20 protein-coding genes are annotated in these 16854 nt (G+C 66.2%); 9 read left to right on the top strand and 11 right to left on the bottom strand.

Features of this window, described 5'->3' with window-relative positions; all coding sequences use genetic code 11:
- Nucleotides 1-2: 2 nt before the first annotated feature.
- Nucleotides 3-872 (bottom strand): zinc metalloprotease HtpX, encoded by an 870-nt coding sequence (gene htpX / locus BLS11_RS14135; RefSeq protein ID WP_092538393.1) that lies wholly within the window; start codon nt 870-872, stop codon nt 3-5.
- 77 nt (nt 873-949) lie between these two features.
- Between htpX and BLS11_RS14140 the strand changes: the two genes are divergently transcribed.
- Nucleotides 950-1840 carry an NAD-dependent epimerase/dehydratase family protein gene (locus BLS11_RS14140; RefSeq protein WP_092538618.1) on the top strand — a complete coding sequence of 297 codons (891 nt, stop codon included), beginning with the start codon at nt 950-952 and terminating at the stop codon, nt 1838-1840.
- Between the two features lie 128 nt (nt 1841-1968).
- Nucleotides 1969-3096, top strand: coding sequence for a 60S ribosomal export protein NMD3 (locus tag BLS11_RS14145; RefSeq protein ID WP_092538619.1), 1128 nt, complete (start codon nt 1969-1971; stop codon nt 3094-3096).
- Nucleotides 3097-3111: 15 nt separating this feature from the next.
- Here the strand turns inward: BLS11_RS14145 and BLS11_RS14150 are convergent, their stop codons facing one another.
- From BLS11_RS14150 to BLS11_RS14175, 7 genes are all read right to left on the bottom strand, one after another.
- Nucleotides 3112-3306, bottom strand: a complete 195-nt coding sequence (locus tag BLS11_RS14150) for a DUF7317 family protein (RefSeq protein ID WP_092538394.1) — start codon at nt 3304-3306, stop codon at nt 3112-3114.
- A 340-nt stretch (nt 3307-3646) separates the two neighbouring features.
- The gene (locus tag BLS11_RS14155; protein WP_092538395.1) at nt 3647-5503 is read right to left on the bottom strand and encodes an ATP-dependent DNA helicase; all 1857 of its coding nucleotides are present in this window, start codon (nt 5501-5503) and stop codon (nt 3647-3649) included.
- 107 nt (nt 5504-5610) lie between these two features.
- The gene (locus tag BLS11_RS19875; protein ID WP_258555475.1) at nt 5611-5733 is read right to left on the bottom strand and encodes a hypothetical protein; all 123 of its coding nucleotides are present in this window, start codon (nt 5731-5733) and stop codon (nt 5611-5613) included.
- Between the two features lie 41 nt (nt 5734-5774).
- Nucleotides 5775-6032 (bottom strand): hypothetical protein, encoded by a 258-nt coding sequence (locus BLS11_RS14160; protein WP_092538396.1) that lies wholly within the window; start codon nt 6030-6032, stop codon nt 5775-5777.
- Nucleotides 6033-6170: 138 nt separating this feature from the next.
- Entirely contained in the window at nt 6171-7847 is a 1677-nt protein-coding gene (locus BLS11_RS14165; RefSeq protein ID WP_092538397.1) for a bacterio-opsin activator domain-containing protein, read from the bottom strand.
- Complete coding sequence (locus tag BLS11_RS14170; protein ID WP_092538398.1) at nt 7844-8299, bottom strand: response regulator; 456 nt, start codon at nt 8297-8299, stop codon at nt 7844-7846. Before BLS11_RS14170 ends, BLS11_RS14165 begins: the two co-directional genes overlap by 4 nt.
- A 253-nt stretch (nt 8300-8552) precedes the next feature.
- Complete coding sequence (locus BLS11_RS14175) at nt 8553-8756, bottom strand: DUF7561 family protein (protein ID WP_092538399.1); 204 nt, start codon at nt 8754-8756, stop codon at nt 8553-8555.
- A 93-nt stretch (nt 8757-8849) separates the two neighbouring features.
- Here BLS11_RS14175 and BLS11_RS14180 point away from each other — a divergent pair, with 93 nt between their 5' ends.
- From BLS11_RS14180 to BLS11_RS14190, 3 genes are all read left to right on the top strand, one after another.
- Nucleotides 8850-9725, top strand: coding sequence for a YkgJ family cysteine cluster protein (locus BLS11_RS14180; protein ID WP_092538400.1), 876 nt, complete (start codon nt 8850-8852; stop codon nt 9723-9725).
- 840 nt (nt 9726-10565) lie between these two features.
- Complete coding sequence (locus BLS11_RS14185) at nt 10566-11588, top strand: NAD(P)H-binding protein (protein ID WP_092538401.1); 1023 nt, start codon at nt 10566-10568, stop codon at nt 11586-11588.
- Complete coding sequence (locus tag BLS11_RS14190) at nt 11589-12314, top strand: DUF7530 family protein (RefSeq protein WP_092538402.1); 726 nt, start codon at nt 11589-11591, stop codon at nt 12312-12314. It abuts the gene before it with no gap.
- 14 nt (nt 12315-12328) lie between these two features.
- Here BLS11_RS14190 and BLS11_RS19475 read toward each other — a convergent pair whose 3' ends face one another.
- Entirely contained in the window at nt 12329-12502 is a 174-nt protein-coding gene (locus tag BLS11_RS19475) for a DUF5786 family protein (RefSeq protein WP_175454455.1), read from the bottom strand.
- Nucleotides 12503-12602: 100 nt separating this feature from the next.
- On the opposite strand from BLS11_RS19475, the gene BLS11_RS14195 reads away from it, so the two are divergent.
- Nucleotides 12603-13592 (top strand): DUF5784 family protein, encoded by a 990-nt coding sequence (locus BLS11_RS14195; RefSeq protein WP_092538403.1) that lies wholly within the window; start codon nt 12603-12605, stop codon nt 13590-13592.
- Here the strand turns inward: BLS11_RS14195 and BLS11_RS14200 are convergent.
- A complete protein-coding gene (locus tag BLS11_RS14200) occupies nt 13589-13873 on the bottom strand; it encodes a DUF5789 family protein (RefSeq protein ID WP_092538404.1) in 285 nt (94 codons plus the stop codon). The two genes, BLS11_RS14195 and BLS11_RS14200, sit on opposite strands and share 4 nt — an antisense overlap.
- Nucleotides 13874-14016: 143 nt before the next feature.
- On the opposite strand from BLS11_RS14200, the gene BLS11_RS14205 reads away from it, so the two are divergent.
- Together BLS11_RS14205 and BLS11_RS19480 are read left to right on the top strand one after the other, a co-directional pair.
- Nucleotides 14017-14847 (top strand): PHP domain-containing protein, encoded by an 831-nt coding sequence (locus BLS11_RS14205; RefSeq protein ID WP_092538405.1) that lies wholly within the window; start codon nt 14017-14019, stop codon nt 14845-14847.
- 65 nt (nt 14848-14912) lie between these two features.
- Nucleotides 14913-15077 (top strand): DUF6757 family protein, encoded by a 165-nt coding sequence (locus tag BLS11_RS19480; protein WP_175454456.1) that lies wholly within the window; start codon nt 14913-14915, stop codon nt 15075-15077.
- Nucleotides 15078-15201: 124 nt separating this feature from the next.
- On the opposite strand, the gene BLS11_RS14210 is transcribed toward BLS11_RS19480, so the two are convergent.
- The gene (locus BLS11_RS14210; RefSeq protein WP_092538406.1) at nt 15202-15720 is read right to left on the bottom strand and encodes a DedA family protein; all 519 of its coding nucleotides are present in this window, start codon (nt 15718-15720) and stop codon (nt 15202-15204) included.
- A gap of 121 nt (nt 15721-15841) precedes the next feature.
- On the opposite strand from BLS11_RS14210, the gene hemB reads away from it, so the two are divergent.
- Nucleotides 15842-16822, top strand: coding sequence for a porphobilinogen synthase (gene hemB / locus BLS11_RS14215; protein WP_092538407.1), 981 nt, complete (start codon nt 15842-15844; stop codon nt 16820-16822).
- Nucleotides 16823-16854 lie beyond the last annotated feature (32 nt).

A 16854-nucleotide genomic window follows, 5' to 3' on the forward strand; every position in this document is an offset into this window, starting at 1 on the left:
GTTCAGGCCGTCTCCATCTCGCGTTCGAGCTGGCGGAGTCGCTCGATGCGGTTCTCCGTCGAGGGGTGCGTCGAGAACAACTTCCCGACGAACCCGCTCTTGATGGGGATGATGAAGAACGCGTTCATCTCCGACTGCTCCCGCAGGTCGTTCTTCGGAACGCTGTCCATCCGCCCGGATATCTTCTGGAGGGCGGAGGCGAGTGCGGAGGGCCTGCCGGTGATGAGCGCCGCCCCCCGGTCCGCGGCGTACTCGCGGTAGCGCGAGAGCGCGCGGATGAGGAAGAACGAGATTATCCACACCACGAGGGAGGCGAGGACGGCCACGAGGACGCCGCCGCCCTGCCGGTCGCGGTTGCCGCCGCCGAAGAAGAAGCCCCAGCGGACGACCATGAACGCCACCGTCGAGAGGAACGACGCGATGGTCATCACCATCACGTCGCGGTTCTTCACGTGCGCGAGTTCGTGCGCGAGGACGCCCTCTAACTCGTCTCTATCGAGCGTTCGGAGGAGACCGGTCGTGACGGCGACGGCGGAACTCTTCTGGGACCGTCCGGTGGCGAACGCGTTCGGGACGCGCGAGTCGGCGACTGCCACCTTCGGTTTCGGCAGGTCCGCCTGCTGGGAGAGGCGCGAGATGGTCGCGTGCAACTCGGGGTACTCCTCTTCGGACACCTCCTTCGCGCCCATGCTGTAGAGCGCGAGTTTGTCGCTGAAGAAGAACTGCGCGCCGAGGAACAACACGACGAAGGGGAGGGCGACTACGTACCCGGTTCGCACGAGCACCGCCACGAAGACGATGTACAGGGCGAAGAGCAGGAACATCGTGAACGCCATGCGCCCACGCAGTCCCCAATCCCGTTTCCATTCCATACAGTCACTTCGCGCTCAGGATAATAAACGCTGTTGGAGGGAGGGGAACTATGGCGGTTTACCGCGTCGTCGTCCGCATGGAGACAGTCGTCGTCACCGGCGCTGGCGGTCGGTCCGGTCGTTGGATCGCGGACGCCCTCGCCGACGAGTACGAGGTGGTCTGCGTCGATATCGACCACCCCGGCTTCGAGGTGGACGCCCGCGCGAACGTTGACTTCCGCGCGGCGGACCTGACCGAGAGGGGCGAGGCGTTGGACCTCCTCGCGGAACTTGCCCCCGATGCGGTGGTCCACTGGGCCGCACTCCCCTCCCCCACGCGGCACGCGGGGGGACGCGTCTTCGAGACGAACACGCTCGCCACCTACAACGTCCTCGTGGGCGCGGGCCGCGCGGGTGCGCGCGTCGTCTGGGCGTCCAGCGAATCGGCCTACGGGTTCCCCTTCGCCGAGGAGAAGACGCTCCCCGACGAGTTGCCCGTCACCGAGTCGCACCCCCTGCGTCCGGAGGACCCCTACGGCGCGTCGAAAGTCGCGGGCGAGGAGGTTGCGAAGATGGTGACGCGGCGGTACGGCGTCCCCGTCGCCGCGGTTCGCCCGTCGTGGATACAGTATCCCGGCGAGTACAACTGCCGCGACGTGGCCGAGTCCGGCGACCTGTCGGGCGGCGCGGGCAACTTCTGGAGTTACGTGGACGTGCGCGACGTGGCGAGCATCGTCGCCGCCGCCGTAGACGCCGACTTCGAGGGCCACGAGGCGTTCCACGCCGCCGCCGGGGACAACTACCTCGGCCGCCCCACCGCCGAGGTGGTCGAAGAGTTCTTCGGCGGACTCCCCGACGACTGCGCGATAGACGGCGAGGCGTCGGCGCTCTCGACGGCGAAGGCGGCGGAGTACCTCGACTGGGAGCCCGAGCACTCGTGGCGCGAGGCGGAATCGGAGTCCGTGCCGGGGCCGTCGCTGACGCGGTGACGCCGCGGCCCGGACGGCGGACTCCCGGCGAACCGACGCCGAACGACCGACTCCTGCAGAACGCCGCCGAACGGCGGACGACGCGCCTGTCGTGCACCTTAAAAGTCCTCGCGGCCTACGCCGTACGAATGAGTTCTGGCGACTTCTGTCCGCGCTGCGGCGACCCGGTTCCGGAGCGGAGCGAACCGCTCCCCGGGACGCCCCGAGAGCGAGACGAGGTGCTCTGTAACGAGTGCTACTTCGAGGACTTCGAGTTGGTAGACGCGCCCGACGAGATTCAGGTCCGCGTCTGCTCGCAGTGCGGGGCGGTCCATCGCGGCAACCGGTGGGTGGACGTCGGCGCGCGCGACTACACCGACATCGCAATCGAGGAGGTGAGCGAGTCGCTGGGCGTCCACCTCAAAGCCGAGGACGTGCGCTGGGGAATCGAGGCCGAACAGGTGGACGAAAACAGCATCCGCATCCACTGCACGTTCTCCGGCGTCGTCCGCGGCACGTACGTCGAGGAGGACGTGACGGTTCCCGTGCGCATCTCCCGCGAGACGTGCCAGCGGTGCGGTCGCATCGCCGGGGGATACTACTCCAGCACCGTCCAAGTGCGCGCGAACGACCGCACGCCGACGAAGGAAGAACAGGCGCGGGCCACCGAGATAGCCGAGACGTACATCGCCGCCCGCGAGGAGAAGGGCGACAGGGACGCGTTCATCTCGGAGATAAACCAGACGCCCGAGGGTCCGGACATCAAGATATCGACGAACCAGATGGGCCGCGGCGTCTCCAAGCGCATCGTCCGCGAACTCGGCGGGAGTTTCGAGGAGTACCCGACGCTCGTCACCGAGGACGGCGACGGCAACGAGGTGTACCGCGTCACCTACGCCGTGCGCCTGCCGAAGTTCACGCCCGGCGAAATCATCGACCCCGACGACGACGACGGCGGGCCCGTGTTGGTCCGCAGCGTCCAAGGGAACCTGAAGGGCGTCCGCCTCGACACCGGCGAAGAGTACGAAGCCCGGTTCGAGGAGGGCGAGACGCCCGACGCGCGGACGCTCGGAACCGCCGAGGACGCAGAAGAGACAACCGTCGTCACCGTCGAGGACGAACACTCCGTACAGGTGTTAGACCCCGAGACGTACGAGTCGAAGACCATCGCCCGGCCGTCGTACTTCGACCCCGACGAGGCGACGGTGCCGGTGCTGAAGAGTCGCGCCGGACTGCACATACTGCCGTCTGACGCGGTCGAAACGGACGCAGAATAGGATTTTACGGTCGAATCAGTCCGCGCCGACGCGGGTGCCCGACCCGGTCGGTACCGCGGTTTCGGAGTCGTCTCGCACGGGGATGCCGTGTTGCTTGAGCGCGACGAGGAGTTCCTCTTCGGACCTCCCCGCGCGGGCGGCCGCTTCGGAGAGCGAGAGGGTCCCGCTCCGGTACAGCGTCATCGCCGTGGTCAGGGCGTGTGTGTGCATGGCCGATTACAGCCGTACAAACAGAACAGAGGGTGTTAACTATTTCGTGAGAACGCTTGCCAGAGTGAGCGCATATAAGGAAGATAATGTGTGGTTTCGGAACTCTAATCGGATTATGAGACAACACACGCCCAAAGCAATGGACAATCATTAACTATTCGGCGAAGCATCGTTGCGGTCGGTGTGATAGTTGCCAGTCTCGGGGGCGAGAATCGGGGCGAAGAATTGAAACCCTCGGGGGGTCGGGAAACCGTATGGACAGACAGCAACTGATGGCCCTCGTGTTGACCTTCCTGATGGTCGGATCGATGTTCATCGCCGGCGCCAGTTACCTGTTCTACTAACCGTCGCCCCACACGTCCGAGAGCGGGTGTTTGGAGCGACCGCCGTCTGAGTCGCTACCGGACGCGGCGGAGTCGGACCGGCCGTCGGCGCGAGAGTCGCCGCCCTTCGCTCCCGAGGAGGTGTCGCGAGTCCCCCCGGAGCGACCGGTCCGCGTCGACGTCGATGCGGTTCCCGCGTTCGATAGCCCGCCGGACCCGGCACCCGCCCGCGCGCCCGCCGCCTCGGGGTCGAACTCGGGGAGGTCGGGCGTCGTCGTGCGGTCCACCTGTTCGCGGAACCACGCGGGCATGTCCGAGCGGGTTCGCTCGAAGAGGTCCAAAAGACTCGAATCCGCGAGGTACGTCGCGCCGTAGTCGTCGGGCGCGCGGACGACGCGCCCGCACGCTTGGATGACGGTCCGGAGGGCGGCGCGGCGGTACCACGGCCACTGGCCGTCTTCGAGGCGGCGCGCGACGCGGGTGTCGTTCGTGTTGAGGTACGGCGCCTTACAGATGACCTGCCAGCGACAGAGGTCACCTTTCAGGTCCAACGCCTCCTCCATCTTCACCGAGAGGAACACGTCCGGGTCGTCCGTCGCCTTCCACGACTCCAGTTCGGCGTCGCGGTTCTGCCTGTCGTGGGCGCGGATTCGGTTCCCGAGCCCCAACTGCGCGAGGCGGCGCTTCAGTTCCGACTGGATGGCGTAGGAGTGGCAGTGGACGAGTCCCTTCTCCTCGCGGTGGTGCGCCATCAGTCGGACGAGGACGCGCGCCACCTTCGGGAGCGTCTCGTCGCGGTGTTCGTACGTCATCTTCCCCCGCGTCACGTCGTACAGCGGTCGGTTCTCCACGGGGAACGTGTGCTCGACGTCCACGAGGGCCACGTCGTCGGGGTTCAGGCCGACGCCGCGACAGAACGCCTCCTTGTTCAGAATCGTCGCAGAGAGCAGGGCGAACTTGTTGCCGCGGTCCCAGACGGTGTGGTGGAGGTATCGCTCGGGGTCGAGCGGTTTGATGCTCATCCCCTCGCCGTCGGGTTGGTCCACCACCCACGTCGTCGCGCTCTCGGGGTCTCTGTAGTCCTCGATGAACCACTTCAACTCCGAGCGGAGTTCCTGCAACCGGTCGCGCCGCGCCGCCTCCTCGGGCGTCAGTTCCGGTTTCGTGAGGAGTTCGTCCTTCGCGCGCTTGCAGACGCCCATCAGGGCCTCGGCGAACCGCACCGTCCGCTCTACGGGGTCGTCGGCTGCGGTCACGTCCGGAACGCCCACGTCGTCCCAGACGGGGACGGTGCGCGGGTTCAGGTCGATGGTGGCGTACATCTCCGCCCACTCGGCGAGTCCGTGCGCCTCGTCTATCACCACCACGTCACGCTTACGGAACACGTCCGAGCCGGCGGTCTGCATGAAGTACGCGAGCGTCATCGCCGCTATCTGTCGGTTCGAGGCGATGGCGCGGTCCGAGAAGTACGGACACCGGTGGCGGACGGTGCAGTCGAACCCTTTCTGTCGGGCGCAGGGCGCCCGGTCGACGGGCGTGTCCTCCTCGCCGTTGATGATGCAGGTGTAGTTGCGCTTCCCGCGGATGACCTGCAGGTCGTCGAGGAGTTCGTCTTCGGCCACGTCGTCGAGTTGCGACACCTGCGGCGTCGTGTAGTACGCGTCCGTCGCCTCCGCGGGGGCCGCCTCCTCTACGGTCCGGGCCGCGCCCGCGATGGAACGCGCGAGGAGGGATTTCCCGCTCCCCGTCGGCGCGCGCACCAACACGACGTCGTTTCCGGCGGCGAACGCGTCGCGGATGTCGCGGAGGGCTTGCTCTTGGGTTCCGCGGTAACTGGGGGCCGGGAACGAAGGGAGGATGCGCGAGGGGTCCACGTGCGTCCCTGCTTCGCGCCGAGGTAAAAACCTTCCATCGGCCCCGTCGCGTCTCGGTCGTCAGACACGTTCGCCGGCGAAGCGGTCGACGCGCGGGGCGTTCGTCGTCATCGGGCGCTCTGTACTATCAGTCGGAGAATCCCGAACAGGGCCAGCATCACGAGCAACCAGAAGAGGAGTACGAAGAGCAGTTCGAGTCCACTGGGCGAGGTGGCGAATTCGTTGTACACGGGGAGTCGTGGCACTCGTCCTATAGATACTTTCTCTCGACTCAGCGTCGCCCGGTCCGCGTCGTATCGGAGCGGACGCGATGGAAGATGCCGACCAAGCCGCCGAGGAAGAGCGCTATCCCGCAGAGGACGAAGGGGAGTTCGACGAGACTCTCCCACGGTTCGACGTCCGTGATGATGTGAAAGGCGTTCTGCGAGTGGACGGCGACGAGGTAGCCGAGGTAGGTGACGCCGTACAGTTTCAGCAGTTCCGGGTTCAGGGCGTACCGAAGCGAGTCGGCGGCGGGGCCGTCGGGCATACTCAGAGGTAGTGAAAGTCGCCGAATACGTCTTGTGATGTGAGAGACAGGTCTGGGGTCGAGAGGAGGCCGTCCGGCGGAGTATCGAAGTCCCGTCGAGAAGCAGTCAGGTCGCGTCTCGGAGCGATTCGCGTCGCGTCACTCGCCCAGAAGCGAGGACATAATCTTCTGCTCCGCGGCGCGCATGTGCTGGGTGAACGTCGGCGCGGAGATGCCCAGCGTCTCGGCGATCTCCTTGCCGGAACTCTCGCGCGGCCACTCGAAGAACCCGCCGTAGAAGGCGGATTCCAGCACCGAGCGCTGGCGTTCCGTGAGGTTGTCGAGGGGGTTCGTCGCCTCGCCGTCCGAGCGCTCGGTTCGCGTGGTGTGTCGCTGGGCGATGACCCTCGCGTCGGGGTACGCCTCCTGTACGCCGTCTACGACGCGGCGCACGTCGGCGCCCTGCGGCAGGTGGACGACCACCCGGTAGTCGCCGTCCTCGATCTTCGCCTCGCGGACGCGGCCGCCCTGCGAGGCGACAAGCGCCACCACCGGCGGGTCGGTGAGTCGGACCGAGAAGCGCGTCATGCCGTCGCGTTCGCCCACCTCCGAGACGGAGTCCCACGACGGGAGCGCCTCGACGACCTTCTGGAGGGTCTCGCGGCCCTCCTCGTCGGCGGAGCCGTACGTGAGGAAGTGGTCCTCGTCCACGCGAATCGTCCGGTCGAGCGTTATCGTCCCCGACCCGGAGCCGCCGCCGAGGGAGTCGAAGATGTTCCGAATCTCGAACTCTATCTCGACGACGTTGTCGCTTATGAGCGCCTCCTTCCGTTCGATGGCGGCGATGGCGTGACCGACGATGTCGCCGAGTGTGCCGACGACCTCCCGTTCCTCGCCGCCGAATGCCTCCGGGCGGGCCGAGTAGACGTTCAACACGCCGTAGAGGATACCGTCGTGGACGATGGGTATCGCCGCCGACGACCGGACGCCGTACTCCACGGCGGTGTCTCGCCACGGTTCGAAGTCGGGGTCCTCGAGGACGTGTTGGACCACCTGCATCTCCTTCGTCTGGATGGCCCGTCCGGTGGGACCCTGCCCGGTTTCGCTGTCGTCGTAGGTGACGTCTACCTCGTCGAGATAGTCCCCAGTTCCGGCTTCGGCCTGCACGGTTACGCCCGGATTCGCGCGTTCGACGCCGCCTATCCACGCGAACAGGTACGACTCGGTTTCGGCCAAGCGCTCGCAGACCAGCCGCTCTATCTCCTCGCGGGAGGACTGTCGGAGGACGGCCCCCGTGATGTCTTGGACGACGCTGTTCAGTTGGTTCAGCGCGGCCAACTGTTCGCGCTGTTGTCTGAGCTGTCGCTCCTGTTCGTTCCGCTCCATCGTGTGGAAGATGGAGCGGGTCAGGATGTCCGCGTTAATCTCGTCTTTGACGAGGTACTCGTCGGCCCCGCGACGGAGCGCCTCCATCCCCGTCTGTCTGTCGCGGAGTCCCGTGAGGACGACGACCGGCGTCTCCTCCGTCCGTTCGAGCACCGCCGAGAGCGTGTCGAGACCGGTGCTGTCCGGGAGGTCCAAATCGAGGAGGACCACGTCCGGTGGGTCGCTGTCCAGTCGTTCTATCCCCGGTTCGAGGCGCGACTCGCGTATCACCGTCGGTTCGGCGCGTTCGCGCGTCACCTGCTCGGCACCGACGCTTGCGCTGGCACCGGAGCCCGCCTCCGCCGTCCGTTCCGGGAGTTCGGTGGCCTCTCGGAGGATCTCGCGGATGTAGCGAGCGTCGCCGGGGTTGTCTTCTATCAGGAGGATCGTGAGCGTCGTCTCGTCCGTCATTGGTACTCTCGTGATGGAGGGAGGTGAACGAGCGTGAACCAGAACTCCTCGAACGACCGGACGAGCTCGATGAATTCGTCGGGATCGACCGGTTTGGTGAGGTAGGCGTTCGACTGCAGTTCGTAGCCCCGTATTATGTCTTCTTCGGCCTTCGAACCAGTGAGGATTATGATCGGAATGCGCCGCAGTGACGCGTCGTCCTTGATTTCGTCGAGGACCTCCATCCCGCTTACCTTCGGCAGGTTCAGGTCCAAGAGGACGAGGTTGGGGCGCGGAGCGTCCTCGTACTCGCCGCGTTGGTAGAGGAAGTCCAAGGCGGCCTCGCCGTTCCGAACGACGTGCAGGTCGTTGCGTATCTGTCCCTCCTTGAACGCCTCCTGCGTGAGACGAACGTCGCCGGGGTTGTCCTCGACGAGGAGGATATCTATCGGGCCCCCGTTCGATTTGCTCACGGTATCACTCCGTCCTCGGGAAGGTTAAGTCGAACGTCGGACCCGCCGTCGCCGCCCCCGGGCGGCGTCCGACGCCGAGTCTCTCCTCGAACACACTCATGTACCGTACGGAGACAGTAGAGACGGATAAGCCCACCACTGAACCGATTCGAAGAACGTCTCGGAAGGAGACTCATCGAGCGACCGGCGAGAAGACGGCCGCCGGGAGGGCGCGTTCGTCCGGGCGGAGTTCGGGACACGCGAGTCGGCGGCGTTACAGCGCACTCACGTCGTCGCTCGTCACGGTTCTGTCGTCGGGCAGTTGTTCGATGCAGTCGTAACAGAGGAAGAACTCGCCGCCGTCGTCGAGTTCGAGCGTGATGCCGCCGGTCGAACTCGTCTCGAAACTCCAGAAGTCGCCGATGCCGCCGGCGATTCGGACCGCCTTCCTGCACCCGTCGCACGGTTCCGTCGTCATGGCCGACGAGAGGGACCCGACACGTAAACCTCCTCCGTCGCCCCGTGCGGCCGCGCCGAGGATTCATGCGAGTGTGTGACGTAGTATACAGGCATGCGCGTTGACTGCGAAGGGTGCGCCGGTTGCTGTCTCGACTGGCGACCGCTAGCGGCCGAGGGCGGCGGCGGTCGGCGCGGCCCGCGGGAACCGCTAGACGACGTGTACAACCTCGTCCCCCTCACCCGCGACGAGGTGGTCGCGTTCGTCGAACGCGGCGTCGGCGACGCGATGGTCCCCCGGATGTGGGCCGCCGCCGAGGAACGGGAGGGGGGCGTCGAGGTAGACGGCGTGGACGTCGCCGCCATCGGCGGCCGCCCGGCGTTCTTCGTCGGCCTCCGAAAACCGCCGAAACCCGTCGGGCCGTTCGGTCACTCGCGGCGGTGGCTCCGGTCCTGTATCTTCCTCGACCCGGAGACGCTCCAGTGCCGCATTCACGGCGACGACGAGTACCCCGACGAGTGCGCGGAGTACCCCGGCCACAACCTCGCTCTCGACCAAGAGACGGAGTGCGAACGCGTCGAGTCCGCGTTCGGCGGCGAGAGACTGCTTGACGACGAGGCCCCCGAGGGACAACGTGGACTGCTCCTCGGCCCGCAGGCGGTCGGTTCGAAGGTGTTCACTCACCCCGACCCGGGTCGCCTCGATGGCGTCGTCGAACGGATGCGCCGCGGCGACCTGACGCCCGAGGACCGCGCGGAGTTCGTCGGCGTCGCCGCCGGGTCGCACGCGGGGTCGTTGGAGGTGAACGAGGACCGGGCCGAACAGACCCGCGAGGAGGTCTTAGCCGCCGATTCGTGGGTCGGTGAGTCGATAGCGGAGTGGACGGAACTCGCGGGCGAACTCGGGGACGAAGCGGACGCGCACCTCGACGTGGAGGAGTCCCGCGGCGCGCCGAAGACGCCGGGGTGGGACGCGGTGGACGGCGATTAGTAGCCGGTGAGACCGTTTCTGTATTCGAGACAGGGGTCGAAACTCAGTGGCCGGATATGCTCGGTAAGTGCGCGTATCTATCAAATACCACTTTTTCTCTTCCGAACGGGTATGTCCTCCCGGTTGTGAGAAGGCGATATGAATCAATCCCAGCTCCTGCGAAGCCTTGCCGTCCTCGTTATTTTCGCCGGTGTAGGGCTAATCTGGCATGCGATACAAAATCCGCTCTGCGCAGGGTTCGGTGGAGGATGTGTGCCAGATATTGCATACATCGTCCCCGGAACAATTGCCCTGTCTCTCAGAATTGCCCTCTTTCTATTTACCCATCGACAGCGGTTATCCGATTTTAGTACAAATGAGTGAATGTTCATGGCGGCGAGGGGACGTCTCGACAATCGCGGAAGGCTCTGTGCGGTTGATTCCAAAGGTTAGTGACACCACGGAACGCGTCCGTGATGACCCAACCCGAAAGACCAGTTCACTATTAGAGGCGGCCGATTGAAAGCCTTCCTAAATGGGTCATAAATTCGATAGGGTAGAGGGTGTACTCTCTCGACCCCGTCTGTGAAAAAATTCTGACGGGGCTGTCCGTGTCAGCGGGCTCTCACTCGTGGCATTCGTCGTCGTGTTCCTGCTTGCGTCCGGTCATGTATGGGCGAGGCCGACGCCCGAGAACGTCGTCGGACGAGAGACAGCCACCGCTCTTCAGATGCTGAGTGGATGCCCTGTACTTAGCGCTTGTTTCAGCACGGGTACTGAATAAAGAAATCGTAGCACCGACTACGGTTCGGACGCCGACTGGCGAGAAGCGTTAACAGCGTCGCAACCCCAAAACGAGCCATGCGCGTACTCGTCACGGGGGCGACGGGGTTCGTCGGCAGCAACCTCGTCCCCGCACTCCTCGACGCCGGCCACGACGTGACCGTTCTCACCCGCGACGCCGACCACTACGACGGTCCCGAGGGCGTCCGCGTCGTCGAGGGCGACGTCCTCGAAGCGGGGACGTTCGAGTCGGCACTCGACGTGGACGCCGCGTACTACCTCGTCCACTCGATGGCGTCCGGCGAGGACTTCGAACGGCGGGACAGACTCGGGGCGCGGAACTTCTCGCGGGCGGCGTCGGAGGCCGGGGTCGAGCGGGTACTCTACCTCGGCGGACTCGGCGAGGAACGCGACAGACTCTCGCCGCACCTGCGTTCGCGCCGGGAGGTCGAACACATCCTCGAACAGGGCGACTACGAACTGACGACGCTCCGGGCGGCCATCGTCATCGGCGACGGCAGCGCCGGGTTCGAGACGGTCCGGCAACTGGCCGCCCGCCTGCCGGTGATGCTGACGCCGCGGTGGGTGGATACACCGTGTCAACCCGTCGCCGTCTCCGACGTGGTGGCGTACCTCGTCGGCGTCCTCGACGCGCCCGAGACGGCGGGCGGGACGTACGAAATCGGCGGCCCGGACGTGCTGACGTACGGCGAGATGCTCGAACGCGTCGGCGACCACCTCGGCCGCCGCCCCCGCCTAATCGAGATACCGGTGCTATCGCCCGGCCTCTCGTCGTACTGGGTCGGCCTCGTGACGGACATCCCCCCTTCCGTGGCGCGACCCCTCATCGAGGGCCTGAAGAACGAAGTCGTCGTCCGCGACGACAGCATCAAAGAGCACGTCTCCGTCGAACTCACGTCGTTCGACGAGGCCGTAGCGAACGCGCTCGGACCGCCCGCCGACGGGGAGGACGAAGCGGGCGCAAACGAGGGGGACGAAGAGAGCCCCGACATCGCGCCGCCGTTCGGCGACGACGGAGACGAGGGGACGGAGGCCGCCGACTCGGGGGCGGACGCGGGGTCGAGCGCGGTGGACCGGTAGATGGGAGACGGGCCTCCGGAGAACCGACCCGCCGCGCAGACGGAGTACGGCGAGGCGTGGGTGTACGAGAGCATCGTCGGCGCGCTTCCGGGCGTCCACCTCACCGACGGGCAGGCGATAGCCATCCAGTTGGGCCTGTTCGAGGTCGGAGTGGTGGCGTTCGCGTGGGTGTACGACCTCTGGAACGCCGTCCTCCCGGGCACCGTCGCGGTGGCCGTCGCCGCCGTCGGGAGCGTCGTGATGCTCCGGATGGGACGGACGACGCGCCGCCTCGACCTGCCGGACGCCTACGGGCGACTGCTGTTCGGGTCGAGCATCGAAGTCGTCCTCGGCGTCCTCGCGTTCGTCGCCCTCGTGACGCACCTGTTCGTCTTCGAACCGCGGCGGGCGGCGACGCCCCTCGTCGAGTCGATGTTCGGGCCGGAACCGCCGATTATCGTCGTCTACCTGATGCTTCTGGTGCTGTGGGACCTCTGTTACCGCATCGGCACCTCGTGGTGGACCGCCGTCGTCGCCGCGTGGCGGTCCCGGACCTACGCGTTCGACGAGGAGACGGCGAGGGCGTTGCGCCGCGTGGACGCCTGGAACGTCCTGTTCGGCCTCTCGCAGATCGCAGTCCTGCCGTTCGTCGCGGACCGACCGGTGTTGCTCACTGCGGTCGGCGGACACGTCGTCGCCGTCTCCGTCGTCTCCACGGCGGCGGCGGCGTCGCTACGAGTTCGGTGACGGGAAAAGAGCGGTCACTCGTCTTTCATCTCGCGGAACTGGTCTAAGAGGGCCTCCGCGGAGTCCCCCGAGTCGTACTCCACTTTGCCGTGGTAGACGGTACGCTCGTCGTCGAACCCCGCGTCGACGGACCCGTTCTTTCGCTCACGGCGCTCGTGTTCGTCTTCGTCGTATGCCCCCATTGACATGGTACAACATACCTTTGGTAATCGGAGTCATATATAATTATCGCCGAATATTTCGAGCCGGACGCGGAACGGATAAACCCGCCGACCGCGTATAGGAGGTGTGGCACGCCCGCTTCGATTCCGGCACGCGCCCGGCCGATGGACCGCAGACCGGGTCCGTCGGGACGTCTACGACGACCTCGACCGAAATCTCGGCGCGACGATGACCTCGCCGTGGTTCAAGCCCCCCTCCGCGTTCGAGGGGTACCGATTCGAGATGGACAACGGCGACGTTGCGCTCTTTCTGTGGAACGACGACGAAGCGTACTGGCTCGGGAACACGGAGACGCCGAAGTGTCTGTGGAAGACCGAGAAGTACGGCTTCACCGAAGTACCGCACGGCGTCTCGCGGTGGGCGACGAAGGAACTGACGGCGCAACTCCACGAGGAGTCGCCGTGGCTCGAACCGTACCCGCACCTCTCGTGGTACTTCCTGCCCGTCTTCCTCTCGAAGGACGGCCGGGAGACGACGCGGACGTTCTTCCGAGACCACGCCGCCGGATTCCCCGACGCGACGGCCGAGGAGGCCTTGGAGTACTTCGAGTCGTTCCTCCGGACGGGCGTCTTAGACGACGACCGGGAGGTGATGGCCGGCAAACTCGGCACCTCCGAGTATCTGGACCTCACGCGGATGACGGCCGCTATGGGCGAGTTCAACGCGGCGAGGGTGCTCCACGACGCCGGCTACGACCTCGAACCGGAGATTCCGGTCTCGACGGGGCACGCCATCGACTACCGGGTCCAGAAGGACGGCGACGGTACCCTCGTCGAGGTGACGAGGCCGTTGCCGCCGAACCGCAGAAACGCGGGCACCGGCGTCGCCGCCGTCCGCGACACGGCCGAGACGAAGTCCGTCGGGCAGTTACAGGAACACGGCGGCGGCGTCGTCCTGTTCGTCGACTGCTCGTCGTTCCCGGACGACGACTGGATGGCCGTCAAAAGCGAGAAGCCGGAGGTCCACCACCGTCCGGCGGTGGTGTTTCGGACGCGGCCCGACGGCCGCGTGGACGGGTACACGAAGGGGCGGGTGCCCCTCGAACTGCCGTTTTAGAAAGAAACCTGTTGGGGACCGTTCTCGCCGACCGTGTAGACGTCTCGGTCGCTGTAGTACCGACGACCGATAGCCTCGTGGCCGAGACCGCAGAACACCGCGTTCCGCGCGTCGTCCGCGCAGGTGTAGGTCTCCGAACCCGCGCGTTCGAGTACCTCCGCGAGCGTCTCGGACCCGTTCGGGAGTTCGATGGTGTGCTCGCCGTACTGTTCGACGAGTTCTTCGGTGGTCGCGGGATACTCGTGGGCGTCTATCAGATCGCCGGTTCCGTTCAGGCGCATTACACCCGGACGAATCCGGCGGAGAACTATAATGGTTTTCCATGATGGTGATAAGTCTCCTTGGATTCCTTAATGAACATTAATGCACGTGGGGAGAGGGGAGAGACGCAAGCGATTTGCCGCCGCCGGGCGGAGCGAAGGCCGTGATACGGGACCGCAACGGCGAGTTCGACGGCGCGACGCCGGTCGCAGACTTACATCTCCACACGACGGCTTCGGACGGGACGCTCACCGTCTCGGAACTGCCGGCGGCGGCGCGGGAGGGCGGCGTCCCGGTGGTGGCCGTCACCGACCACGACAGGGTTCACCCGGAACTCGACGCGCCCGTGACGACCCTCGAAGGGGTGACCGTCGTCCGCGGCATCGAACTCCGCGTGGACGCGGGCGACCAGCGAGTGGACCTCCTCGGGTACGGCGTCGAGGACGCGCCCGCGATACGCGACCTGACGGAGCGAATCCAAGCCGACCGGAAGGACCGCGGGCGGCGAATCGTCGAACGGGTGGAGTCGCACCTCGGGGTCTCCCTCGACGTGGAACTGCGCGAGGGCGTCGGCAGGCCGAACGTCGCGCGGGCCATCGAGGAGAGCGACGCGCCGTACGACTATCAGGGCGCGTTCGACCACCTCATCGGCGACGACGGACCGTGTTACGTCGCGCGGTGGGTCCCCGACTTCGAGGCGGGCGTCGCCGCCCTGCGGGAGTCGTGCGCCGTCGTCGGACTCGCGCACCCGTTCCGGTACCCCGACCCGGAGTCGGCGCTGGAACTCACGTCCGAACTCGACGCGGTCGAGCGGTTCTACCCCTACGGCGGAGAGAGCAAAGAGCGGGAAGACAAGGCGCTCCTCGCCGAGTACGTCGAGCGAAACGACCTGATCGCCACCGGCGGGAGCGACGCGCACGAGAAGACCCTCGGCGTCGCCGGGCCGCCGCGGGACGCGTTCGAGGCGTTCGCCGCGCGCGTGCCGGGCGTCTGACGACCGCTCTCGTCGCCGATAACCGGGAGCGTAGAGTTAAACCGGGTGAAGAGCGAAGGTAACGTATGAAGTGCCACTACTGCGACCGCGAGGCCGCGTACGCCGCCGAGAAAGACGGAATCAAGGTGGGTCTCTGCGAGCGGCACTTCCGAGAGCGAGTGGAGGAACTCGCCGACTCAGAAGAACTCGCCGCCCTGAGAGAGCAGATCGACATCGAGCGCTCCGAGTGATCGTCGGAGTACGAGGCGCGCTCGGTGTCGAGGAGACATCGACCGGACGGGGTGACTCCGTGTTACGAGCGGTCCCGCCCGAATAGAAACCGACCCGGACGGACCGCACCGACCCGCGCCGCCCTCACAGCATCGTATCGAAGTAGACGTAGAGCGCCGCGAGGATCGACTCGAACGAGAGCGTCCCGACGGCGGAGAGGACGACGAACTTCCTGTCGTTCATGTCGGAGAACCCGGCGGGGACGGTTATCATCCCGCGCGTGAACAGGAGGGTGTTGCTCACCGGGACGACTATCGGTCCCCAGCGGTCGAACCAGCCGTCGAATCTGTCGAGTTTCTCCTCGCTTATCTTGAACCATCGCTTCGAGAGGAGATACTCCCGGCCGCCGCGTTGGGCGACTTTGAACAGGGCGTACTGTCCGACCGTCGCCCCGAGGACGGCGACGGCGATGACGCCGACGAGTTGGTCGACGCCGAGGAGAACGAGCGCCGCGGGGACGACGAGTTCGCTCGGCATGAAGTACATCAACATCGCGCCCTCTAAGACGAAGACGCAGAACAGCGCCACGTAGGCCCACCGGGAGTTCAAAAGCGCCTGCAGTTCGGCGGGCATCTGCGCGACTTGTACCGGCAGGGCGTCCATCGCCTTCGACTATCCCCGTCGTCGGCAAACGCTTTTCGCTCGCCGCACCGCGTGAGAACCGTCCGACGGACGCCGCACCGAGAGCGATGTGGTTTTTCCCGGTCGGACCGAACCACCGGTAATGAACTTCAGCGACCGACCGCGCAGGCTCCGCACGGACGGCGTGCGACCCCTCGTCAGCGAGACGCGACTGGACGCGACGGACCTCGTCGCGCCCGTCTTCGTGGACGCGACGGCGGACGAACGCGTCCCCATCGAGACGATGCCCGGCCACGAACGGGTCCCGCTCTCGGAGGCCGTCGCGCGCGTGAGAGAGGTACTGGAGACGGGCGTCGAGGCGGTCATGCTGTTCGGCATCCCCGAGTCGAAGGACGAACGCGGGACGCGCGCGTGGGCCGAAGACGGCGTCGTACAGGAGGCGACGCGCCGAATCACCGCCGAGACGGACGCCTACGTCATCACCGACGTCTGCCTCTGTGAGTACACGAGCCACGGCCACTGCGGGGTACTGGAGGACCGCGCCCGCGAGGACCCGAACCTCACCGTTCGCAACGACGAGACGCTCGAACTCCTCTCGAAGATTGCCGTCTCCCACGCCGAGGCGGGCGCGGACATGGTCGCGCCGAGTTCGATGACCGACGGCATGGTCGGCGCGATTCGGGAAGGGTTAGACGACGCCGGGTTCGAGAGCGTCCCCATCATGTCCTACGCCGCGAAGTACGAGAGCGCGTTCTACGGCCCGTTCCGCGACGCCGCCGACGGCGCGCCGGCGTTCGGCGACCGGCGGCACTACCAGATGGACCCCGCGAACGCCCGGGAGGCCCTTCGAGAGGTCCGACTCGACGTCGAACAGGGTGCGGACGTACTGATGGTGAAGCCCGCCCTCGCGTACCTCGACATCGTCCGGGCCGTCCGCGAGGAGTTCGAGCATCCGGTGGCGGCGTACAACGTCTCCGGCGAGTACGCGATGCTTCACGCCGCCGCCGACAAGGGGTGGGTCGATTTAGAGGAGACCGCGTACGAGTCGCTGGTGTCGATGAAACGCGCGGGCGCGGACCTCATCGTGACGTACTTCGCCGAGGACCTGGCCGCTCGCCTGTGAGTCAGTAGTTTTAGAATGTCCCGCCGGACCGA

This window comes from Halopelagius longus (genome assembly GCF_900100875.1).
GTDB classification, from domain to species: domain Archaea; phylum Halobacteriota; class Halobacteria; order Halobacteriales; family Haloferacaceae; genus Halopelagius; species Halopelagius longus.